The following is a 20,844-nucleotide window of genomic DNA, read 5'->3' on the forward strand; positions in this document are numbered from 1 at the left end:
CAGCTTCAATATGAGGAGTTAAAAAAGTGGAAGAAAAATTAATTAGTATTGAACAATTGCTTGTTAGATATCGTCCTTTTGCAATGCGCAATGGTGAAAACTTCACAAAACGTGGCCTATACAACTGGCGTAAAACAAAGGGATTTCCTGAACCTGTAATCTCTTCACCGAGACTCATTTGGAAAACGGAAGATGTCTTAAGGTGGGAGGAAATTCAAGGTTACGACTTTTTATAACATCTTCTAACTTGCTGTTATATAAGGAGAGCGACAAAGCTATAGCGAATGATATTGTATTGTACTTAATTTGGATTAAGCTTTTACAGCATTCACCCAGATCCCGCCCTCTTTGTGGGCTAACAATGTACCAATAAGGTCTCGAAGCTCAATTCTATTTGTACAAAATGGAGCGCAGGAGGATGCTGATATTTTTGCACCTTTTAATCCACGCATAAAAACAGTTTCCATGCGTAAAGTACTATTACTTTCGTTTATATATTTTATATTGAATGTAGGCATATTTTTCTTAGTCTTAGTTATAATTTATTTTAATACTTTAATTTAAATAGAGATATTTTATGTTCTTTAAGTAATAAATAAATTGTATGAGTTTAGAGGAGATGAGAGTAGTAGAGGTGTGAATACACCTCTACAAATAATTTTATGCAACAACTACATTTGCAGCTTGCAAACCTTTCTGGCCTTGCTCTACTTTAAAGTTAACCTTTTGGCCCTCGGCTAGAGTTTTAAAGCCTTCTGAAACAATAGAGTTAAAGTGAACGAATACATCAGCACTACCATCATCTGGTGTCAAAAATCCGAAACCTTTACTATCGTTAAACCATTTTACAGAACCAGTTTTATTATTAGACATATGTTGTCCCTTATTTTAAATATAATTTACGCGTAACTTGCGAGAGAAGCACTGAAATCTTGAATTATTTAATGTTTATAATGAAGCTAGAGAGGGAAACTCTGAGGATAACAATGAAGGAATTCTGAGGGCTTAACTTAAAACTTTATTTTTCATTTAATAACTCTGAACTACAACAGAGCAATTTCAGTATCACTAGTTCCGTATTAAATGTAAAGCTTTATTTTTCAATATAGAGAAAAAATAAACATAAAATAACAAAAAACCATTAAGCATCAATCACTTTATGCAACTAGCACTCGCAATCTTACATTCATGGGTTCTAGGTTCAGTGCTAACACCCGTATTTTTACGCAAAAGGGTTCTAAATTAATTACTCTCTTTATAGTTAACTACAGCGTCGTGATAGACTCTCATAGCGTCTAGCTGTTGACTTAGATACTGGCCTTTGTTGTAGGTTTTCATTTCACCAGCCATTTCATGTCCTAGCATCTTCTCAGCGATATAAGGCTCAATTTTCAAATCACCGAAGTGTGTGGCTAAAGTATGTCTAAATACGTGTGGCGACCAGCTTGGCAACGCTAATGCCGCTTGTAACGGTCTAAAACGACTTTGAAAACCTTGTACTCCTAACTCCCTACCCCGATTCGAGATAATTAAGTTCTCGGAGTTTGGGTGAAGGTTGTATAAAAACTCAAAGTAACCAAACAAGAAATCTGGAATTGGACGAACGATTAAACGCCCGTTCTTGCTATTTTCTGGTGGCACTTTCCAAGTTCTATCTTTCAGGTCGATGTTTACTTTCTTAGCCGTTCTCAGTTCTCCGCTACGCGCTCCGGTAAACATGAGAATTAAACAAGCTGCCGCAAACTCAGGAGGGTATTTACCAGAACGGCAATAGTCGTAAATTTGCTTGAGTTCTTTGAATGATAAAACCCTATCCCTTGGCTTAGACGGTGTACCAACAAAGCGACTTTGTATATTGATCAGCTTGTTCTCGTCAATAATGTCTACAGCCATTAGGTATTTGGCACACTGCTTTAATTCTGTCAGCAATCGAACCGGAACAGTTTTTCCTTCAATGGTCTTAATCACGTTGATCCAATCAACAGTTTTCATCTGTTCCCATTCATTAGAGCCAATCTTGCTAATTATGTGTGTATTTAGCGCGTTGATAATTAGCTTTGGATATTTGCGTCTTGGGATCAATTCTTCCTTAATCCAAAACTCAATACACTCTTGAACAGTTGAGATTTTCTTTTTGGCTTTGTGGTTTCGTGGATCTAAACCTTGCTCAAGCATCTTTTTGGCTTCTCGGTGGATATCCCTAGCCTCTTTTAAAGAAACTTGAGGATAAGTGCCGATTGTTAAAATTGCTTGTTTACCCTGCCAGCGGAAGCGATAACAAAAGCTAATTTTTCCGCTCTTATAAAAGCGCGCAAGTAGGCCACCGCCGTCGGCTAAATCTTGGTGTGGTTTGTCTGTTGGGAAGTTATTTTTGGACTTTAAAGCCCGTTCGGTAATGGTCATAATCTACCTTGTCATATACACAATATATACACACATTACGTTTCTTCGGGCATTTTCCTCATGTTACATGAAGAAACGCCATGAAGCTCGCAAGCCCCGTATTTATTGGCCTCACATGATAAACGATGTAGATTTCCGAAGCTACTAGAAAGCCGTTGAAATTAAAACATATTCCCTTTGTACAATTCTGTTTTCATCTTGATTCTCAGGCTTTAAAAAGACACGCAATACTAAGGAATTCACTGCCAACAGACAAGTGCTACTCAATACAAGCGTAGCAAAACGCCGTTTGTTCTCAGCGAAAATAATTAAACCTTTGTCCTGAACGTCGTATTTCTGTCATGCGCCAAACATTTGATTACACAGCACTCACATCACAATTACATATCCCCAACATGAGTGGGGTCACAATCATTCATTTCGTTGATCGCAGTGTGCATTTGTGCACATTAAGATTGTGCAGTTCGTTCCAATTACACTAATAAATTTATGCGCTCAACTATCACTTTTAAGCTCTTGCTCGCGTTAATTGCCGTCTTCAGCTGTGTTCTGGCTGCCTCTACGGCTTATCAATACCATCAACAAAAAACCTTAATCAATGATGTTCTCAGTGAACAGCTTCATGATAAGGCTAGTAATTACTTCGATAGCCTAAACATGATGATGCTAACAGGCACCATGTCGCAAAAAGAAACTTTGCGAAAAAAAGCACTCGCTCAAGAAGGGATTGAAGAAGTTCGCGTGTTACGGGCCGATACCGTAACCAAGCTTTACGGACCAGGACAAGCAAACCAACAACCGGTCGATGATATTGACCAACGAGCTTTAAATGGCGAACTGGTCATTGAGCCAATTTCAGCCGATTGGGGGAACGGACTGGTTGTCGCGCTACCAATGAAATCAAGCGAAAATTATCGTGGCACCAACTGCGTTTCTTGCCATGTAGCACCAGAAGGCGAAGTATTGGGCGCGATTCGTTTGGAATACAACATGAACCACGTCAATTCAATGATCAATAAACAGGCAATGTTTGCGATGGGAATAATGGCCGTTATTGCGTTTGTTGGTTTTATTATAACGATGAGTTTGATTCGCAAGATCATTGTTCGCCCAATACAAAAAACGTCGCAATTCATGGCGAATGTGAGCCATAGTAAAGATCTATCTCAACGACTTGTTCATCACCAAAAAGATGAGGTAGGCCAACTTTCTACCGCGATTAATTCGTTTATGGACACGGTATCTGAGAGTTTAGAGCGTGTACAAGACACCTCCCACTCTCTTGCCAATTCAGCCAGTCAGTTAACGGATGTTGCACAATCAACAGACAAAGCGGCCAATAATCAACAATTGGAAACCAGTGATGTACAAAGCAACATCACCGACATGTTGCAACAACAAACCGCCGTTGAAGACTCGACCAATAACGCCACAGCTCTAGTCAACCATACCGTTGATGTTGCCACTCACAGCGCAAGCCAAGCACACAGCGTGAGCGAAGACATCAAACACTTGGTGAGCAATATTGACGGCGTGCGGGAGAAAATCAGTTCGTTAAACCAAAGAACCGAAGAAGTGTCGTCCATTCTTGGGGTCATTAAAGGCATTGCAGAACAAACCAACCTACTCGCGTTGAATGCTGCAATTGAAGCCGCCCGAGCCGGAGAGCAAGGACGCGGTTTTGCCGTCGTCGCGGAGGAAGTGCGTAACCTAGCTTCTCGGACCGCCGAAGCCACGGGCAACATTGAGCATATCATTTCTCAATTCCAGCAAGGGAGTGAAGAGTCCTTAGCCTCTGTGGATACTGTCTGCCAGTTTGCTCACCAACGTTCAGTCGATGTCGAGACACTTTCAGTCACGATGCATAACGTTGTCGATGAAATGCATCAAGTTCTGAAACATGCGGAAAACATTCAAAGCCAGACGCAAACTACATCCGACGTCAGTCAGCGTATTCAATCCAAAATTGATGTGATCACACTGCATGCTGACGACACATCGCAATCAGCATCGCACACGCGTGATATTAGTGTTGATTTAGAGCATCTATCCGAACGTTTAGAGCAATTACTTAACCAATTCACACTTTCAGAGCATCAAAGAGTGAATAAATAGAGAGATTCTCCCCATCAAAATGAATATAAAGGTTGATGCGAGCGAATTGACAGGTAATATGTCTCGTTGAATCTGTAAAATGCTACCCAACTCAGCACTTAGCTTGTTTTTTGAACAAAAATGTTATTAGACAAGCACTTTAATAAGTGTTGGGTTGAATTTTTACCTCAATGGAGAATATTGAAAACATGACTTACGCGCCTGTATCAGACGTATTGAAAGGTCAGCTAGCAGTAGACAGCGAAGTGACTGTTCGTGGCTGGATCCGTTCACGTCGTGATTCCAAAGCTGGAATCTCTTTCCTTGCCATATATGACGGCTCTTGTTTCGACCCGATTCAGGCCGTGGTCCCAAATAATCTTAATAATTACGAAGACGAAGTACTAAAGCTAACGACTGGCTGCTCTGTTGAAGTAACTGGTAAGATTGTTGAATCTCCTGCAAAGGGCCAAGACTTCGAACTTGCTGCCACTGGCGTTAAAGTGGTTGGTTGGGTTGAAGACGCTGAAACTTACCCGATGGCAAAAACTCGTCACTCTATCGAGTACCTACGTGAAGTTGCGCACCTACGTCCGCGCACAAACGTAATCGGTGCGGTAGCTCGTGTACGCAACTGCCTATCTCAAGCGATCCACCGCTTCTACCACGAGCAAGGTTACTTCTGGGTATCTGCGCCGTTGATCACTGCCTCAGATGCTGAAGGCGCTGGTGAAATGTTCCGCGTTTCTACGCTAGACATGGAAAACCTACCTCGTACAGACGCTGGCAAAGTAGACTACAACGAAGACTTCTTCGGTAAAGAAACTTTCCTTACGGTATCTGGTCAGCTAAACGCGGAAGCTTACGCTTGTGCACTAAGTAAGGTTTACACTTTCGGCCCTACTTTCCGTGCTGAAAACTCAAACACAAGCCGCCACCTAGCAGAGTTCTGGATGGTTGAGCCTGAAGTTGCGTTTGCAGAACTGGACGACGTTGCGAAACTGGCTGAAGACATGCTTAAGTACGTATTCAAAGCAGTACTTGAAGAGCGTCGCGATGACCTTGAGTTCTTTGCTCAGCGCATCGACAAAGAAGCCGTTAGCCGTCTAGAGAACTTTGTTTCTTCTGACTTCGCACAAGTTGACTACACTGACGCGATCCAAATCCTGCTGGATTCTGGCCGTGAGTTCGAATTCCCAGTTGAGTGGGGTATCGATATGTCATCTGAGCACGAGCGTTTCCTAGCGGAAGAGCACTTCAAAGCGCCGGTAATCGTTAAGAACTACCCGAAAGACATCAAAGCATTCTACATGCGTATGAACGATGATGGTAAGACGGTAGCGGCAATGGACGTTCTAGCACCTGGCATCGGTGAAATCATCGGTGGTTCTCAGCGTGAAGAGCGTCTAGACGTACTGGATGCACGTATGCGCGAAATGGGTATCGACCCTGAGCACATGAGCTGGTACCGCGACTTGCGTCGTTACGGCACAGTGCCACACGCAGGCTTTGGTCTAGGCTTTGAGCGTCTAGTATCTTACGTAACAGGCATGGGCAACGTTCGTGACGTGATTCCATTCCCACGTACGCCTCGCTCTGCGAACTTCTAATCACTTTTTAGTGAGACAGAATTAGAAAAGACCTCCCTAGTGGAGGTCTTTTATTTTGTGCTCAACCGTCAATACCATCTGCTAAGTAACTCAAGCTTGAGTTAGTCTTCTTCCTTATCTCTGTCCGCTTTTTCAGCATACTTTACGCCCACAATACATAAGCCAAACATTACGAAAGGGATCACGGCCGCGGTGTACTCTGTCCATGCCATATGAGAGAAAGACTTCGCCAAAATGAGATGCGCAAATACCAGTAAAAACGCACTAAAAATAGCAACGGCGATTAACCTTAACTCATGTTTAACCAACTGCTTTTTCATCTTAAATCCTGCTTAATCGTCCAAGGTCTGTCGACCTGAATAATGATTGAAGCATAATTTTCAAAAATGGCGCTGATACAGTTGGAGCAAAAAAACACTAAGCAGTTTAATGAGTTTCAATTCTGAGTAATTCGCGAAGCAAATCACCTAACCTTTTGATAGCACGTTCCAAACTCGTTTCTAAAGGAAGCGATGTATTCAGTCTTAAATAGTTTTCGTATTGATCACTTATCGAAAAGAGTTTGCCATAAGCGACGGTAACCTGCTCAGACAATAGTGCCTGATATACCGCTTTACTTGATATTCCATCTGGCAATTTCAGCCAAAGAAAGTAACCACCATCAGGACGTAGATAGGTAACCTCTTTAGGTAGGTGCTTTACAAGTAAATCCACGAAGTCAGCTTGACGTTGTTGCAGTGTCTTACGCAGCTTTCTCAGGTGGTTGTCGTAACTGTCGTTTTGTAAGTAATGTGCAACCCCCTGCTGAATAGGGGCACTCCCAGATAATGTCGATATTAACTGGAGCTTTTGAATAGTCTCGTTAAAACGCTTATTCACCACCCAACCCAAGCGGTATCCAGGGCATAAACTCTTAGAAAAAGAACCACAATGAAGGACACGCTCTTGCTCATCAAAGCTCTTTAATGAGTTCGGCCTTTTGTCAGAAAAATACAGCTCAGAGTACACATCGTCTTCGATGAGATACACATCATATTGATTGGCTAACTCAACAATGTATCGTTTGTGTTCATCAGACAAAGAAGCCCCGGTTGGATTATGATAGTTCGTCATTAACCAACAAGCCCGAACGTCTTCATTGGCAAAGGCTGCTTCGATTTGTTCAAGCGAATGCCCACTCTCATCATCGACACTAATTTCTATAGCCTTGAGCCCTAATCGTTCTACCGCTTGAAGTGCACCATAAAACGTTGGGGATTCGACAACGACGGTATCACCTGGTCGGGTGACCGCTTGCAAACTCAAGTTCAATGCTTCTAGCGCACCGGAAGTAATAACCACATCATCATGGGTTAGTGATATCCCATGATGAATATACCTCTGAGCGACGAGTCGCCTTAACGACTCGGCACCAGGAGGTAGGTTGTCTAGCAACTTATCCGGCCCCATTTTTCGTCCCGAGCTGGCCAAATTACGGTTAAGCGACTCTAAAGGAAACAAACACGGATCCGGAAACGCCGAGCCTAAATGAACAACATCCGATGTTGCTTGGTGCTTCAAAAACGAATATAACTCATCATTCAACTTGGTGCATGGTGTATTGTTGCTTTTAATTCCATTCGTATTCGTGAGACGTTCAAGGTCGGCAGTCACATAGTAACCAGATTGAGGCTTTGCTATCACCCAGCCTTGCGCCTCTAGCAATTGATAGGCTTGTAATACCGTACCTGCACTTACGGAATGATTGCGGCTGGTGACGCGTATTGAAGGCAGCTTCTCCCCTGCTCTCCAAGTATCTTGCTGAATTTGTGCCTTAAACAATTCGGCCAATTGACGGTATCGATTCATGCATCCCTCATTTCACTTGCAGCTGCACCATAGCATACTTCGCGCCAGCATTCTGATATGGCAGTAGTCAATTTAGCAACGTAATTTATCAAGCTTGTTAATAGCAATTTCGACGACGAAGTGAGAATTTATGTTCCATACTTTTACTGATACGTCCGAGTGGTCTTAAATCTTTGCCTTGTCCGAAAAGCAAGGCATTCCACAGAGCTGAGAGTGTTAAGTCCACTTAGACATCTATCTTTTAAGTCGGGAGGAAGCGATGAAAGTATTTACAATGGACGATCTCTCTTATCGCGGAAAACATAAAGGTGTACATAGCTGGGACCATCCTGGCGGCACAACCCCTTATTACTGGCATCCTGATTGGTTGCATATCGCTGAAGATGCTTTGGGTGAACACAAAAAGGCTGATCTTGAAGTCCCTGACGGAGAAGCAGCGACAGAAGAGCATGCAAAAGCGGCGATTCTCAAACACTTGAATGACGAGTAGCTTAGGCTCTATCACCGTTCAAGAATAGCGTTAGGCAGGCGAATCCATCGCCGTGTGCTTTAAACGCAAATAAAGCCAAAACCTGCCGAATAGTAAATTCTTCTGAATGAGAAGTACGCATCGTCTGTAGCTATCGAATGACAAAATAAGTCGATAGTTATCACATTAATTTTCATTACATCTGTTACATTTAGATAGTAATGGTGATGCACACCTCAACTCATGGATTATGAGAGAAAACAATAATGGCGAAATACAACGAAGAAGACATTAAATACAAAGGTGAATCCAACGGCGTACATTCTTGGAGTTCACCTTCCGGCCAACCTTATTATTGGCACCCAGATTGGCTACACGTAGCGGAAGATGCGACGGGCACACACCCGAAACAAAAGCTTGAAGTCGAAAAAGCGGAAGTCCCAACAGAGAAGCACGCGTTAAAAGCAATCTTAAAGCATATGAACGACTGGGCGACTGAGAAGCTTTCTTCTAACCCAGACATCGAAACCAATGCGGTTGAGTCTGAAATCGATCTGAAGAAATAACATCAGCCGACATCTATACTTCTTACAAGCAAACGCTCCACCTTTAGTGGGGCGTTTTTGTCTCAACTAGTAACCGCCACTCCACGTAAATCACTAATGCAAAGCACTCAAGTCAAACGATTGGTACGTGAACAAAACTTCATCAACCATGGTATAAATCCCCTTCAAACTCTGTACCTACCAAACGTTTTCATGGCAAAAACTTTAGTTATGTTAGAATTCTGTTTCAAATCGCAACTTTTTTAGGTTTTCTTTTCAGTAACGGTTGTAACCAATATTGCTGAAAGGTATAAATGTTAGCACACCCCTTCGATTAACATGGATGAAGATTATGTTTGAAAAAGTAGTTGCCGCTCCGGCTGACCCTATTCTTGGCCTTACTGAAGAGTTTAAAAAAGATACTCGCGCAGACAAAATTAACCTTGGCGTAGGTATTTACAAAAACGAGCAAGGCGAAACCCCCGTTCTTGCAACAGTAAAGAAAGCTGAAGCAGCACTTGTTGAAACTGAAAAAACCAAATCTTACCTAACTATCGAAGGCACAGCTGAGTACGGCATTGCAGTACAAAAACTGCTTTTCGGCTCTGATGCAGAAATTGTAAACGAAAAACGCGCTAAAACAGCTCAAGCTCCAGGTGGTACTGGTGCATTACGTGTTGCTGGTGAGTTCATTAAACGCCAACTTGGCGATGTAAAAATCTGGATCAGCAATCCAACTTGGGCAAACCACAACGGCGTATTTACTGCCGCTGGTATCGAAACGGCACAATACAGCTACTACAACGCTGAAACAAAAGACAAAGACTTCGATGCAATGCTAAACGATCTGCAATCTGCATCTGAAGGTGACATCGTGCTTCTACACGGCTGCTGCCACAACCCTACAGGTATCGACCCAACTGCTGAAGAATGGGAAACATTGGCGAAACTAGTCGCAGAGAAGAAATTGCTTCCTCTATTTGACTTCGCATACCAAGGCTTTGCTAAAGGTGTGGAAGAGGATGCGGCGGGTCTTCGTACTTTTGCTAAGTACAACAAAGAAATCCTAGTCGCGAGCTCTTTCTCGAAAAACTTTGGCCTATACAACGAACGCGTTGGTGCCTTCACGTTAGTAGCGGAATCAGAAGAAGTCGCAACAACCGCATTCTCGCAAGTTAAAGCCATTATTCGCTCTATCTACTCTAACCCACCAGCGCACGGCAGCGCGGTCGTGACTCACATTCTTGGCAATGCCGAAATGCGTGCGGAATGGGAAGCTGAAGTAGCAGAAATGCGTGACCGTATCCAAGAGATGCGTGAACTATTTGTAGCGACACTAAAATCAGAAGGTGTGGACGCAGACTTTAGCTTCATCGAACGTCAAAATGGTATGTTCTCTTTCTCTGGCCTATCTAAAGAGCAAGTAAACCGTCTGAAAGAAGAGTTCGGTATTTACATCGTCGGTTCAGGCCGAATCAGTGTTGCTGGTATGACGAAGTCAAATATGGGTCCTCTATGTAAAGGCATTGCAGCGGTTTTATAATCGATAGTCGCATACTTTATTAAAAGGAAAGGTCAGCATAAGCTGACCTTTTTTATTTATTGCCAATAAATGAACCTGTCCGCTAGTAGACAAACTTCAAACTCAGCCCCACTTCATTGACATAATCAGAGCTCTCACCGCTGTAATCGGTATCTCTAAACTGATAAAAAAGACCAGTACCAATAACATCATGCCATTGGTAGTTAAAACCTATCTTAAAATTGTTCTCATCGACGATATCACTGCGGTTAACTTCCACCTCGGCCGTCGCAATAAGTTTTTCACTGAATAAGTAATTCACCCCAATGGTGACGGCTTGAAGCAGTTCACTATCTGAAGATAACGTATTATCCGTTTTGTCGTCCGTCGCTTTCGCTTTGATTGCACCTATTCCATATTTACCGTAGATATCGAATTGATCCGTAATCCCATAACGATAACCACCACCAAACAACAAACGGTCAATGCGAAGAGTAAAGTCGTCCGGATGGAAAAACTGCGCCGAGTAATCGACATTAAACAACCAGTTCTCAGTAAATAAGTAATTACCACCGAGCCCAATTGTGGTCGCGTTCGAATTATCTAACCACTCTTCATTTGTGGTTCCGGCCCCCACATCCAGGTGAATGTGTTCATACCCAAATTTTTCTGCTTGGTCCATGACCGCCGCGCTAGTTGCTGCTGGCAAAGCAGCTAAAGACGCAAGCAATAAACTTCTCACCATTCGACTTCCTTTCATGAGAATTATTTAAACACCGCCCCAAAATCACCTTGAGTGGCTTAGTTCAACAAGAATAACTTAGTTTACAGACGCGGTAACGATTTGAAATCTGCTATGCCTCTAAATCAAGCATTGGCCCAAAATATGTCGACCACGTCCGCTCACCTTTTAAGTGACTATATAGTAGTAGAAATGCCGATTCCTTATCGTGCGATATGTCAGAATCTTATGACTGAGTACGAAAATCACGGTTCAGATAAGACTCTGTTTTAAAACTAAGTTAAGATTACTTTATTATTTGCGAACTAAAAGGCACCTTCGATGGATGCAGAACTTCTCGAGATTTATAACTTTCTCGCCAAGTACCCCCCGTTCAATGAACTCCCTGAAGAAACACTAAACAAGGTGACAGAGAGCGTCGAGATCTCGTACTACCGAGAAGATACCCCAATCATCCATTTTGGAGACTATATCCAAGATCTCTACGTGGTGCGAAGCGGGGTCGTAGAAGTTTATCGACGCAAAGGAGAGCTTTATAACCGTCTTGATGAAGGTGACCTATTTGGCCAGATGGGAATGCTAACCAACAACAAAGTACGCTTTCCGGTAAAAGCCATTGAAGATACTCTGCTCTACTGTATTCCTGGTGACGTTTTCCAAGAAATATACGACAACTTTGATTCCTTTGCAGACTTTGTCGAAGTGGAAAATAGTGCTCGTTTACGCCAAGCCATTTCAGAAAACAAAGATGCCAATGACCTGACGACATCGAAAGTGAAAACCTTGCTGACTGGCGATGCTCATACGATTGATCGAGGACAGACAATCCAACAAGCCGCGCAGCAGATGGCGAATGACAACGTATCTGCTCTACTTATCGTCGATCCAGATTTCGTTCGTGACGAAGATGATCCACAGTCTCCGGTACTTGGTATTATTACTGACCGTGACTTGTGTACCCGTGTGTTGGCCGAAGGCTTGTCTCCACAGGACGATGTATCAAGTGTGATGACCACTGAAGTCATGTCTCTTGATCACAATGCCTACATCTATGAAGCAATGTTAACGATGCTGCGTTACAACGTGCACCATCTGCCTGTGGTTAAAAACCAATTGCCTATTGGTATTATCGAAACAACCGACATTGTTCGTTATGAATCACAAAACTCGCTCTTATTGGTGAGCAGCATTTTCCAACAACAGACCATCGAAGATTTGGCAGTTGTTGCTGAAGAAGTAAAAAGCAGCTTTGTACGCCTAGTCAACGAAGATGCCAACTCACACATGGTGGGCAGTGCGATGTCCGTGATTGGTCGAAGCTTCAAACAGCGTCTGTTAGAAATGGCTGAAGAAGAGCTTGGCCCACCACCAATTCCTTATTGTTTCCTTGCACTTGGCTCAATGGGACGTGATGAGCAACTGTTGGTAACTGACCAAGATAACGCCATCATTCTAGATGAGACCTACCAAGAAGAGAAACATGGTAAGTACTTCGAAGCTTTAGCGAAATACGTCAGTGATGGATTAGATGCCTGTGGCTACAAGTATTGTACGGGCGATATTATGGCAACCAACCCATTATGGCGCATGACTCGTTCAGAGTGGGAAGAGTGCTTCGCTGACTGGATTGATAACCCGAACCCGAAAGCGCTACTCAACGCGTCCATCTTTTTCGATTTGGATGGCGTTTACGGTCGCTTAAAATGGGCAGAACAATTAACCAGCTTTATTGTTCGTCGTGCGCGTAAAAACAATCGCTTCTTAGCCTGTCTGGCTCGCAACGCACTTAACCGAACGCCGCCACTTGGCTTCTTTAAAGACTTTGTGATGGAGAAAGATGGCAGACACAACAACTCCATCAACCTCAAACGTCGTGGTACGGCTCCTCTGGTCGACTTAATTCGCGTTCACTCTCTGGCGGTTGGCTCACGCGCACAGAACTCGTTTGAGCGTCTCGACGACATCATTGATGCTGGCATTTTGCCAAAAGGTCGTGCACAAGACTTAAAAGACGCACTAGAGTTTATTTCCATGGTGCGTATTCGTCACCAAGCGACGGACGTGGAATTAGGCATTGACCCAGATAACAATATCGAACCAGAAAATCTCTCTGAATTTGAACGTCGCAACCTAAAAGATGCTTTCCAAATCCTAAGCAATGGTCAGAACTTCCTTAAGTTCCGCTACCAAGCGAATAAGAGCTTTAAGTGAGGTTGAACATGATCAAAAAGCTCTTTCAGAAGCCAACCATTCAGTGGCCAACGAAATTTGAACAAAAGTTGGAGATGGCTAAAGATGAGAATTTAATTGCGTTTTATAGCAATAAACCACCGGCACCAGAGACCCCCCTGTCTGAGGTGGAGTTCGTCGCGCTAGATTTCGAAACGACGGGGTTGAACCCCGAAAAACATGACATCATTACCATTGGTTTAGTGCCGTTTAACTTGAAACGGATTTTTTTGCGCAATTCGCGTCATTGGAAAGTTCGTCCGCAGCGAGCACTCGATGAAGACTCAGTAATCATACATGGTATTACTCACAGTGAATTGATTGATGCACCTGACTTGGGTGACATCCTAAGCGAGCTACTACCATGCTTAAGCGGAAAAATCATTGTTGTGCATTATCGTCGTATCGAGAGAGAATTTCTGGATAAAGCACTCAAAAGCCGTTTAGGTGAAGGAATTGAGTTTCCAGTGATAGATACGCTGCATCTTGAAGAAACCATTCAACAGAAACGCTCTGGCTCACTCTGGGAGCGTTTAAAAGGGAAAAAGCCAGAATCGGTTCGGCTAGCGCAATCTCGACGCCGTTATGGTCTGCCAGACTATACCCCTCACCATGCATTAACCGATGCAATTGCTACGGCAGAACTGCTACAAGCGCAAATCGCCCATCATTATAGCGAAGAGCAACCGATCAGTGAGTTCTGGCTATAACGTCTTGCTAGATTAATAAGCGATCAAAAAAGGAGCCAAATGGCTCCTTTTTATTTAGGTCGGTATCCGATTACAGCTTAAAGCGTTGAATCTCTTGCTCTAATTCGTGTGAAAGCTCAGATAGGTGGGCAGCTTGTTCTGCTGCTTGATGAGCTTCTACCGACAGCTCGTTAGAAACGTCACGAATGCCTTCAGTATTACGCGTGATCTCGGTTGTTACCGATGCTTGCTCTTCTGCCGCCGATGCAATCTGCGTTGCCATGTCACTGATGCGCTCAACAGCAGTATGGATTTGCGTCAAGCTCGCTGCAGCCGCGTTTGCATCATCAACACTGGTGTCAGCCAGACGACGGCTATCACCCATGATGCCAACCGCTTTCGCTGTTGTGCCCTGTAGCATCTCGATAGTTTCTTGAATCTCTTGCGTTGAAGCATGAGTGCGTTGGCTCAATACGCGAACTTCATCCGCAACCACAGCAAAGCCACGGCCTTGTTCACCTGCACGTGCCGCTTCAATTGCCGCGTTAAGTGCAAGTAGGTTAGTTTGCTCAGCAATACCTTGAATCGTTGATAGAATCGTATTGATGCTATTTCCGTGTGCTTCTAGCTCTTGAATCACATCAGTGGCGACTTGAACTTCTTGCGCCAAGTTCTGGATAGAACCTTGCGTCTGAGTCACTTGGCTAGAACCGTGTGAACAAGCTTGAACCGCTTCCTCTGAGTTACTTGCCGTGCTATCTGCATTACCTGCAATTTCTTGTGTCGCTGCTGCCATTTCGTTCACAGCCGTCGCAACCATGTTGATCTCATCTTGCTGGTAAGAGATACGCTGACTGCGCTCTTCAGCTTGCTGTGCCGTCGTGCGTGCTTGCTCTGAAAGCGCAGATGATACGTGGCTAAGCTTGGTCACCATCGTGTGCATGTTGCCAACAAAGCGGTTGAAGTTTTCAGCCAATTTACCGACTTCATCATCACTGCGTGGTTCTAGTCGTTGCGTTAAGTCACCTTCACCAGATGCAATTTCCTCAAGTGCATTTGATACACGGCTCAAGTCACGGAACAAGAAACCAACTAACCAAGATACCGCAAGAATAACCACAATGGTGATCATCACTGCAGTGATCAATAGGTCACGTAACAATACCGCATGCCCTGCTTCTTCCGTTGCGCGATCCATTTCAATCGCGAACATCCAATGCGTGCCAGGTACTTTATTAAAGTAGTAAAGCTTCTCTTTGCCTTTGATTACCGTATCTTCGATACGACCTTCATCTGCAGCGCGCTCGATTGCCTCTTCTGAAAAGTCTTTTAGAACACTGGTGATAGGCTTAAGCGTTAAGCTTTTATCTGGATGCGCTAGGAACGTACCTTCATTCATATCGATTAACATCGCATGCGCATTTTCACCTGCATCTAGGTTAATCACGTCGCTGATGAGCTGATCGATCAGTACATCTGCACCAACAACACCAACAAACTGACCATTTTTCATTACTGGCTCAGCAATGGTTACAAGCAGCGCGTTAGTGATTGCATCTTGATATGCAGCTGTGATGATCTGCTTACCTGCGGCGTTAGCATCTTTGTACCAAGGGCGAGTACGAGGGTCGTAATCAGCACGGTTACGCTCAGGGTGAGAGCGATACATATCACCGTTTGGTGTACCAAGGAAGATGTCATCAAAGCCACCAGCCTTGCGAGCTTGTTGTAGGAAAGGGACAACGTCTTGCTCTGTCGAGTAGTCGTTGAATGCGGTAGCAATATCTTTACGGATATTGACCCAATCAGAAATTCCTTCTGACGCAGTAGTACTTAGACTTTGCGCACGTGAATAGACACCTGAACGAGTCTGATCAAATAATTGACCAGCCGACAACCAAGTAAGTGCTGTTGCCATCACAACAACAGCAGAAAGGCTTGCGCCAATAAGCTTTTGTTTTAATGATAATTTCATATTTATAGTTTTTGAGTTGGGAGAACAGTTAAGGTGTGTGAATATTACACACTTTTTCACGACTATTCACTAATTTTTAAAAAACAAAATAGCACATTAACTCTTTGTAAAATATGAACTTTCATGTGTCATTTTTTTGTCTCACCGTCATAAAAACCGCACAAAAAAAGCCAGCAAAAATGCTGGCCTTTTGATTACTTGTTACTCAGACAGATTTATAAAATGCCTGAGTTATTGACGTTCTGTTCTCATACCCATCAATAAGCTCACACACATTGCAAGCAGAATGAAGGTAAACGGTAGTGCCGTAGAAATTGCACCTGCCTGAAGCGCTTGAACTGCTTCTGAGCCACCAATCCACAGTAGAGCAACCGCAATTGCACCTTCCATAAATGCCCAGAAAACACGTTGAAGTACAGGAGCGTCGACTTTACCGCCCGCTGTGATGCTGTCGATAACAAGTGAACCAGAGTCAGAAGACGTGATGAAGAACACAAGTACCAACACAACAGCAATGATTGAAAGCATGCTACCAAATGGAAGAACATCGAACATTTGGAACATAGCAAGTGAAACGTCAGTCAAACCATTCGTGCCCAACTCACCTACTTTATCAACAACTTGCTCGATCGCTAGACCACCAAATACTGACATCCAAACAACAGTAACAGCGGTTGGAACCAATAGAACGGCTGTAATGAATTCGCGAACGGTACGACCGCGAGAAACACGCGCAATGAACATACCTACGAATGGTGACCATGAAATCCACCAAGCCCAGTAGAATACTGTCCAGCCTTGGAACCATGCCTCATCTGTACGACCAAACGGGTTACTTAGCGGAATAATATTCTCTACGTATGCCATAAGTGTGGTTGGAATCGAGCCTAAACTCGCCGCCCAACCGATAAGACCAACAAGAATCAGTAGCAAGAACGCCACAACCATGTTGATGTTACTAATGACTTTAACGCCACCATCAATACCACGTACGACTGAAACAACAGCAAGCAAAGTTACAACGGTAATGACGACGATTTGTAGGCCAAGGCCTGGCTCAACACCAAATACGTGATGAATCCCACTTGCCGCTTGTTGTGCACCTAAGCCCAGTGACGTTGCAAGACCAAACAAGGTCGCAAGAACGGCCAAGATATCCACGATATGACCAGCCCAGCCCCACGCGCGATCACCCAGAAGCGGATAGAAGATCGAGCGCATAGACAGCGGTAATCCTTTGTTGTAGGCAAAGAATGCTAAAGAAAGTGCTACAACACCGTAAATTGCCCATGGGTGAAGACCCCAGTGGAACATCGTCGCACCCAGCGCCAATCTCGCTGCTTCTGGTGTATTTGCTTCAACACCGAGTGGCGTCTCATACCAACCAGTGAAGTAAGCGACAGGCTCTGCGACACTCCAAAACATTAAACCGATACCCATACCAGCCGCAAATAGCATTGCAAGCCATGACATGAACGAGTAATCGGCAACAGCGTCTTTACCACCTAGGCGGATTTTACCCATTGGCGAAACGATAAGTGCCAAACAGAAAATAACGAAAATATTACCTGCAATAATGAACAACCAATCGAATGAACCAATGATCTTCCATTTCAGCCCATCAAGTGCCGTCTTTGCGGTATGTGCATCTAGAACTAATGCAGCGACAAGAAACAGCGCAATTAAACCTGCACTAATACCAAAAACTGGGTTATGAACATCAAAACCCCATTTTTGAACGTTGTCTTGACCTACCGTATAGTCGGTACTATCGATACTGTACTTATCTATACCCTTTGTCATCGTTCCTCTCTATTTTTGTACTGTTTTTACGTACCAAACAAAAAAATCTTTCGAACACGATACGTTTTACATTCCGTGAAGGCGCAAGATCCTATCATTTGACACGTTTTTGTCTATCTTTTTGCTATGAAAAAATCCAATAACTTACTTTTCACTCAGCAATTTCCGCCTTTAAAAGGATAAACCACTACCGCAATAGTTAGACCACAAACATTTATTGCTATAATAATTTTAGTCTTCTTATTTTGTCTACACGACGCGACAAAATGAAATTGGAGACACTACTTAAAATTGTAGTGGTAATTTTTGATTCCACCCCTTTAAATAAGGGCGCATTTAAGTTAGTGTCGCCTCGATAAATGTTCCCTACAGACTGGATGAATAAATTGGAAAAGTACGAAGAAGTATTGGTCTCGATTCGTCAGATCATCCGCGCTATTGATTTACATTCTAAAAAGCTGAGCAAAGAGTCTGGATTGACCGCTCCACAGTTGATTTTGATGCGTGCTATCAATGAGTTAGATAACGTAACGATTAAACAGTTGTCTAGCCACACTAACATGAGCCAAGCGACCGCAACGACCATTCTAGATAGACTAGAACGAGGCCAGTTTGTTGAGCGTCAACGCAGTGTTCAAGACAAGCGTAAAGTGCATGCTGTACTTACGAGCAAAGGCCAAGAAGCCCTAAAGCAAGCACCAACGCCATTGCAGGAACACTTCATTAATCGATTCCAAAAATTGGAAGAATGGGAGCAGTCTCTGCTGCTATCTTCCGTTCAACGCATCTCAACAATGATGAATGCAGAGGATATCGATGTCGCTCCAATGCTAGAGCTTGGCAGCATTACAAAAGTCGATTAATTTCGCTCTCACGTGCTCGCTTTTTGCGGGCACTACTCTCCTACTCCGTTAACCCTGTTTCAAACGCATATTTCGCTAGCTCCGCCGTCGAATGTAAATCCAACTTGTGCTTAATGTTGTGGCGATGCGTCTCTACCGTTCGGTAGCTAATGTTAAGTAGTGTGGCGATTTTCTTACTGCTGTTTCCTTGAGCGACTAATTTAAGCACCGCTTCTTCCCTGCGGCTAAGTGGATTCGTTTTTTGAGTGGCTGGCACCACCTCTTGGGTAAAAAGCGTTTGTGTGACAGACTCGCAGAAATACGTTGAACCTTGATTCACCGTTTTTATTGCTTGCACCATTTTCTCGGCCGAGATTTCCTTGAGCATGTACCCTACTGCGCCAGCTTGCATGACCTTCATGATGTATTCACGGTTATCGTGCATGGTCAGCATAAGTATTTTGCTCTCTGGTCGCTCTTCTTTAATTACCCCAGTCGCTTCAATACCGTTCATTATCGGCATGCTAATGTCCATCAAGATGACATCAGGCTGAAGGTGCTTTGCGACTTCAATCGCTTCCAGCCCATTGCTTGCCGTACCGACCACTTCAATGTCAGGCTCTAACTCCAAGCGAGCCATGAAGCCATCTAAGACCACTTGATGATCATCAACAATCACCACACTAATCGGTTTATCCATAAACTAATTCATCCAAATTAAGCAGCACGGTAATCTCTGTTCCTAAACCAAGCTCACTCATCAGTTCAAACTCACCACCAATGAACTCTACACGCTCTTGCATGTTCCTTAATCCAATCCCTTGTTGGTGCACTGCTTGGTTGACCACAAAGCCAACACCGTCGTCACGTATGAGTAATTGCAGCATATTGCCCATTTTTTGCAAAGTAACCGTCACTTTTTTCGCTCTTGCGTGTTTTTCGATATTGTTCAAAGACTCTTGAGCAACACGATACAAGGTCGTCGCGACTTCCGACGTCAGTTTGTACTGCTGAGTATCAAAATTACTCTCGATATCAATCCCAGAGTGAGAGTGAAAGTCTTGCAGTAAAGTGGTCAGTGCCGCCTCTAAGCCGATATCATCAAGGGCGCTAGGGCGAAGTTGATGAGAAATATGCCTTACTTCATTTATCGCGGTGACCAATGAGCGTTGCGATTTATCTAAATGGGATTTGAGTTTTTCGTCTTCCAGTCTATGACTCATTAAATCCAAATGACATTTACTAGAAACTAACAACTGGTTGATTCCATCATGCAACTCTCTCGCTAGATGTTTTTTCTCATCCTCTTGAAACATGACGGTTTTATGTGCCAGCTCTTTAAGGTTTTTATCGGCAAGACGGTGTTCATGCAGATTGATCGCCAAAGTGAGAACGATAATTACAGCAACTGTCACCGCTAAGATCACGACGACCGAGAAAAAAGTCGTTTCGATATTTTTGTTCACCGCAGCACGCATATTGGCGACTTCTTGACTGACGTCCTCAATATAGAGCCCTGTCCCTATCATCCATTCCCACTTATCGAGCCATGCGGCGTAGCTAAGCTTTGGGACGACTTCACCCGTAGATGGCTTTTGCCACAGGTACTGATGAAATCCACCACCTGATTGAGCTTGATACAACAAAGCTTCGATTAGACGATCGCCATTCTCGTCTTCAAGATAGAGTAAGTTCTCCCCGACTAGCTCTGGAAGAACAGGATGTACAAGGTTGGTGCCATATTTATCGTAAGCAAAAAAGTAGCCGTCTGCTCCGTAGCTTAAACGGTTTAAAATCGCTTTCACGCGTGTTTTAGCAACGCTCTCTTCTAAGGTTGGATCATTGTAGATATAAGAAATGGAGTCAAAGGCGACGTCGACCGTGTCTTTCAACGCCGCCTCTTTTGATTGGATCAGGTTTTGATGAAAGATCTCTACCTCCCTTTTGCCAAGAGTCTTGGTTTGATAGATAGAAATCCAACTGATACTCGCTGACACCAATACCACGGGTATCAATGTCAGCAGAATTAACTTTGCTTTGAGAGGCATCCCTTTCCTCCATGAAACGCTGCTT

General features: G+C 43.7%; 18 protein-coding genes. 9 read left to right on the forward strand and 9 right to left on the reverse strand.

The window, feature by feature from the left end; translation table 11 throughout:
* Positions 1 to 26: 26 nt before the first annotated feature.
* Positions 27 to 236 (forward strand): hypothetical protein, encoded by a 210-nt coding sequence (locus tag FKN08_RS06295; protein ID WP_170891588.1) that lies wholly within the window; start codon positions 27 to 29, stop codon positions 234 to 236.
* A gap of 424 nt (positions 237 to 660) precedes the next feature.
* Here the strand turns inward: FKN08_RS06295 and FKN08_RS06300 are convergent, their stop codons facing one another.
* Both FKN08_RS06300 and FKN08_RS06305 read right to left on the reverse strand, forming a co-directional pair.
* On the reverse strand, positions 661 to 873 hold the full coding sequence (locus FKN08_RS06300; RefSeq protein WP_021822123.1) for a cold-shock protein: 213 nt from the start codon (positions 871 to 873) through the stop codon (positions 661 to 663).
* Positions 874 to 1,242: 369 nt separating this feature from the next.
* Positions 1,243 to 2,403 (reverse strand): site-specific integrase, encoded by a 1,161-nt coding sequence (locus FKN08_RS06305; protein WP_170891589.1) that lies wholly within the window; start codon positions 2,401 to 2,403, stop codon positions 1,243 to 1,245.
* 489 nt (positions 2,404 to 2,892) lie between these two features.
* Between FKN08_RS06305 and FKN08_RS06310 the strand changes: the two genes are divergently transcribed.
* Positions 2,893 to 4,518 (forward strand): methyl-accepting chemotaxis protein, encoded by a 1,626-nt coding sequence (locus tag FKN08_RS06310; protein WP_109169676.1) that lies wholly within the window; start codon positions 2,893 to 2,895, stop codon positions 4,516 to 4,518.
* A gap of 188 nt (positions 4,519 to 4,706) precedes the next feature.
* Positions 4,707 to 6,107, forward strand: a complete 1,401-nt coding sequence (gene asnS / locus FKN08_RS06315; RefSeq protein ID WP_046876186.1) for an asparagine--tRNA ligase — start codon at positions 4,707 to 4,709, stop codon at positions 6,105 to 6,107.
* A gap of 101 nt (positions 6,108 to 6,208) precedes the next feature.
* Here asnS and FKN08_RS06320 read toward each other — a convergent pair whose 3' ends face one another.
* A complete protein-coding gene (locus FKN08_RS06320; RefSeq protein ID WP_012841649.1) occupies positions 6,209 to 6,427 on the reverse strand; it encodes a hypothetical protein in 219 nt (72 codons plus the stop codon).
* Positions 6,428 to 6,533: 106 nt separating this feature from the next.
* Positions 6,534 to 7,955, reverse strand: coding sequence for a PLP-dependent aminotransferase family protein (locus tag FKN08_RS06325; RefSeq protein ID WP_170891590.1), 1,422 nt, complete (start codon positions 7,953 to 7,955; stop codon positions 6,534 to 6,536).
* Positions 7,956 to 8,214: 259 nt separating this feature from the next.
* Here FKN08_RS06325 and FKN08_RS06330 point away from each other — a divergent pair, with 259 nt between their 5' ends.
* From FKN08_RS06330 to FKN08_RS06340, 3 genes are all read left to right on the forward strand, one after another.
* Positions 8,215 to 8,445 (forward strand): hypothetical protein, encoded by a 231-nt coding sequence (locus tag FKN08_RS06330; RefSeq protein WP_005396877.1) that lies wholly within the window; start codon positions 8,215 to 8,217, stop codon positions 8,443 to 8,445.
* 245 nt (positions 8,446 to 8,690) lie between these two features.
* Entirely contained in the window at positions 8,691 to 8,990 is a 300-nt protein-coding gene (locus FKN08_RS06335; RefSeq protein WP_005396873.1) for a hypothetical protein, read from the forward strand.
* A 331-nt stretch (positions 8,991 to 9,321) separates the two neighbouring features.
* Complete coding sequence (locus FKN08_RS06340; RefSeq protein WP_012841647.1) at positions 9,322 to 10,512, forward strand: amino acid aminotransferase; 1,191 nt, start codon at positions 9,322 to 9,324, stop codon at positions 10,510 to 10,512.
* A gap of 82 nt (positions 10,513 to 10,594) precedes the next feature.
* Here FKN08_RS06340 and FKN08_RS06345 read toward each other — a convergent pair whose 3' ends face one another.
* Positions 10,595 to 11,236, reverse strand: a complete 642-nt coding sequence (locus FKN08_RS06345) for an outer membrane beta-barrel protein (RefSeq protein ID WP_053808923.1) — start codon at positions 11,234 to 11,236, stop codon at positions 10,595 to 10,597.
* A gap of 318 nt (positions 11,237 to 11,554) precedes the next feature.
* Between FKN08_RS06345 and FKN08_RS06350 the strand changes: the two genes are divergently transcribed.
* Both FKN08_RS06350 and FKN08_RS06355 read left to right on the forward strand, forming a co-directional pair.
* A complete protein-coding gene (locus tag FKN08_RS06350; protein WP_005396868.1) occupies positions 11,555 to 13,444 on the forward strand; it encodes a DUF294 nucleotidyltransferase-like domain-containing protein in 1,890 nt (629 codons plus the stop codon).
* Between the two features lie 8 nt (positions 13,445 to 13,452).
* On the forward strand, positions 13,453 to 14,172 hold the full coding sequence (locus tag FKN08_RS06355; protein ID WP_080955984.1) for a 3'-5' exonuclease: 720 nt from the start codon (positions 13,453 to 13,455) through the stop codon (positions 14,170 to 14,172).
* A gap of 70 nt (positions 14,173 to 14,242) precedes the next feature.
* On the opposite strand, the gene FKN08_RS06360 is transcribed toward FKN08_RS06355, so the two are convergent.
* Together FKN08_RS06360 and FKN08_RS06365 are read right to left on the reverse strand one after the other, a co-directional pair.
* On the reverse strand, positions 14,243 to 16,126 hold the full coding sequence (locus FKN08_RS06360) for a methyl-accepting chemotaxis protein (protein ID WP_012841645.1): 1,884 nt from the start codon (positions 16,124 to 16,126) through the stop codon (positions 14,243 to 14,245).
* Positions 16,127 to 16,357: 231 nt separating this feature from the next.
* The gene (locus FKN08_RS06365) at positions 16,358 to 17,929 is read right to left on the reverse strand and encodes a BCCT family transporter (RefSeq protein WP_005394723.1); all 1,572 of its coding nucleotides are present in this window, start codon (positions 17,927 to 17,929) and stop codon (positions 16,358 to 16,360) included.
* Between the two features lie 386 nt (positions 17,930 to 18,315).
* Here FKN08_RS06365 and FKN08_RS06370 point away from each other — a divergent pair, with 386 nt between their 5' ends.
* Positions 18,316 to 18,792 carry a MarR family transcriptional regulator gene (locus FKN08_RS06370; RefSeq protein ID WP_031780419.1) on the forward strand — a complete coding sequence of 159 codons (477 nt, stop codon included), beginning with the start codon at positions 18,316 to 18,318 and terminating at the stop codon, positions 18,790 to 18,792.
* A gap of 40 nt (positions 18,793 to 18,832) precedes the next feature.
* Here the strand turns inward: FKN08_RS06370 and FKN08_RS06375 are convergent, their stop codons facing one another.
* Both FKN08_RS06375 and FKN08_RS06380 read right to left on the reverse strand, forming a co-directional pair.
* Positions 18,833 to 19,471, reverse strand: a complete 639-nt coding sequence (locus FKN08_RS06375; RefSeq protein WP_005394727.1) for a response regulator transcription factor — start codon at positions 19,469 to 19,471, stop codon at positions 18,833 to 18,835.
* Positions 19,464 to 20,819, reverse strand: coding sequence for a cache domain-containing protein (locus FKN08_RS06380; protein WP_005394729.1), 1,356 nt, complete (start codon positions 20,817 to 20,819; stop codon positions 19,464 to 19,466). Before FKN08_RS06380 ends, FKN08_RS06375 begins: the two co-directional genes overlap by 8 nt.
* Positions 20,820 to 20,844: the final 25 nt, after the last annotated feature.

It is taken from the genome of Vibrio sp. 1-2 (7-a) (assembly GCF_013048515.1).
Taxonomy (GTDB): Bacteria; Pseudomonadota; Gammaproteobacteria; order Enterobacterales; family Vibrionaceae; genus Vibrio; species Vibrio diabolicus.

Excerpts from the sequence above, each read along its gene's own strand:
- FKN08_RS06300 (WP_021822123.1), bottom strand. The coding sequence starts at position 873 with ATGTCTAATAATAAAACTGGTTCTGTAAAATGGTTTAACGATAGTAAA.
- FKN08_RS06305 (WP_170891589.1), bottom strand. The coding sequence starts at position 2,403 with ATGACCATTACCGAACGGGCTTTAAAGTCCAAAAATAACTTCCCAACA.
- FKN08_RS06310 (WP_109169676.1), top strand. The coding sequence starts at position 2,893 with ATGCGCTCAACTATCACTTTTAAGCTCTTGCTCGCGTTAATTGCCGTC.
- asnS (WP_046876186.1), top strand. The coding sequence starts at position 4,707 with ATGACTTACGCGCCTGTATCAGACGTATTGAAAGGTCAGCTAGCAGTA.
- FKN08_RS06320 (WP_012841649.1), bottom strand. The coding sequence starts at position 6,427 with ATGAAAAAGCAGTTGGTTAAACATGAGTTAAGGTTAATCGCCGTTGCT.
- FKN08_RS06325 (WP_170891590.1), bottom strand. The coding sequence starts at position 7,955 with ATGAATCGATACCGTCAATTGGCCGAATTGTTTAAGGCACAAATTCAG.
- FKN08_RS06330 (WP_005396877.1), top strand. The coding sequence starts at position 8,215 with ATGAAAGTATTTACAATGGACGATCTCTCTTATCGCGGAAAACATAAA.
- FKN08_RS06335 (WP_005396873.1), top strand. The coding sequence starts at position 8,691 with ATGGCGAAATACAACGAAGAAGACATTAAATACAAAGGTGAATCCAAC.
- FKN08_RS06340 (WP_012841647.1), top strand. The coding sequence starts at position 9,322 with ATGTTTGAAAAAGTAGTTGCCGCTCCGGCTGACCCTATTCTTGGCCTT.
- FKN08_RS06345 (WP_053808923.1), bottom strand. The coding sequence starts at position 11,236 with ATGGTGAGAAGTTTATTGCTTGCGTCTTTAGCTGCTTTGCCAGCAGCA.
- FKN08_RS06350 (WP_005396868.1), top strand. The coding sequence starts at position 11,555 with ATGGATGCAGAACTTCTCGAGATTTATAACTTTCTCGCCAAGTACCCC.
- FKN08_RS06355 (WP_080955984.1), top strand. The coding sequence starts at position 13,453 with ATGATCAAAAAGCTCTTTCAGAAGCCAACCATTCAGTGGCCAACGAAA.
- FKN08_RS06360 (WP_012841645.1), bottom strand. The coding sequence starts at position 16,126 with ATGAAATTATCATTAAAACAAAAGCTTATTGGCGCAAGCCTTTCTGCT.
- FKN08_RS06365 (WP_005394723.1), bottom strand. The coding sequence starts at position 17,929 with ATGACAAAGGGTATAGATAAGTACAGTATCGATAGTACCGACTATACG.
- FKN08_RS06375 (WP_005394727.1), bottom strand. The coding sequence starts at position 19,471 with ATGGATAAACCGATTAGTGTGGTGATTGTTGATGATCATCAAGTGGTC.
- FKN08_RS06380 (WP_005394729.1), bottom strand. The coding sequence starts at position 20,819 with ATGCCTCTCAAAGCAAAGTTAATTCTGCTGACATTGATACCCGTGGTA.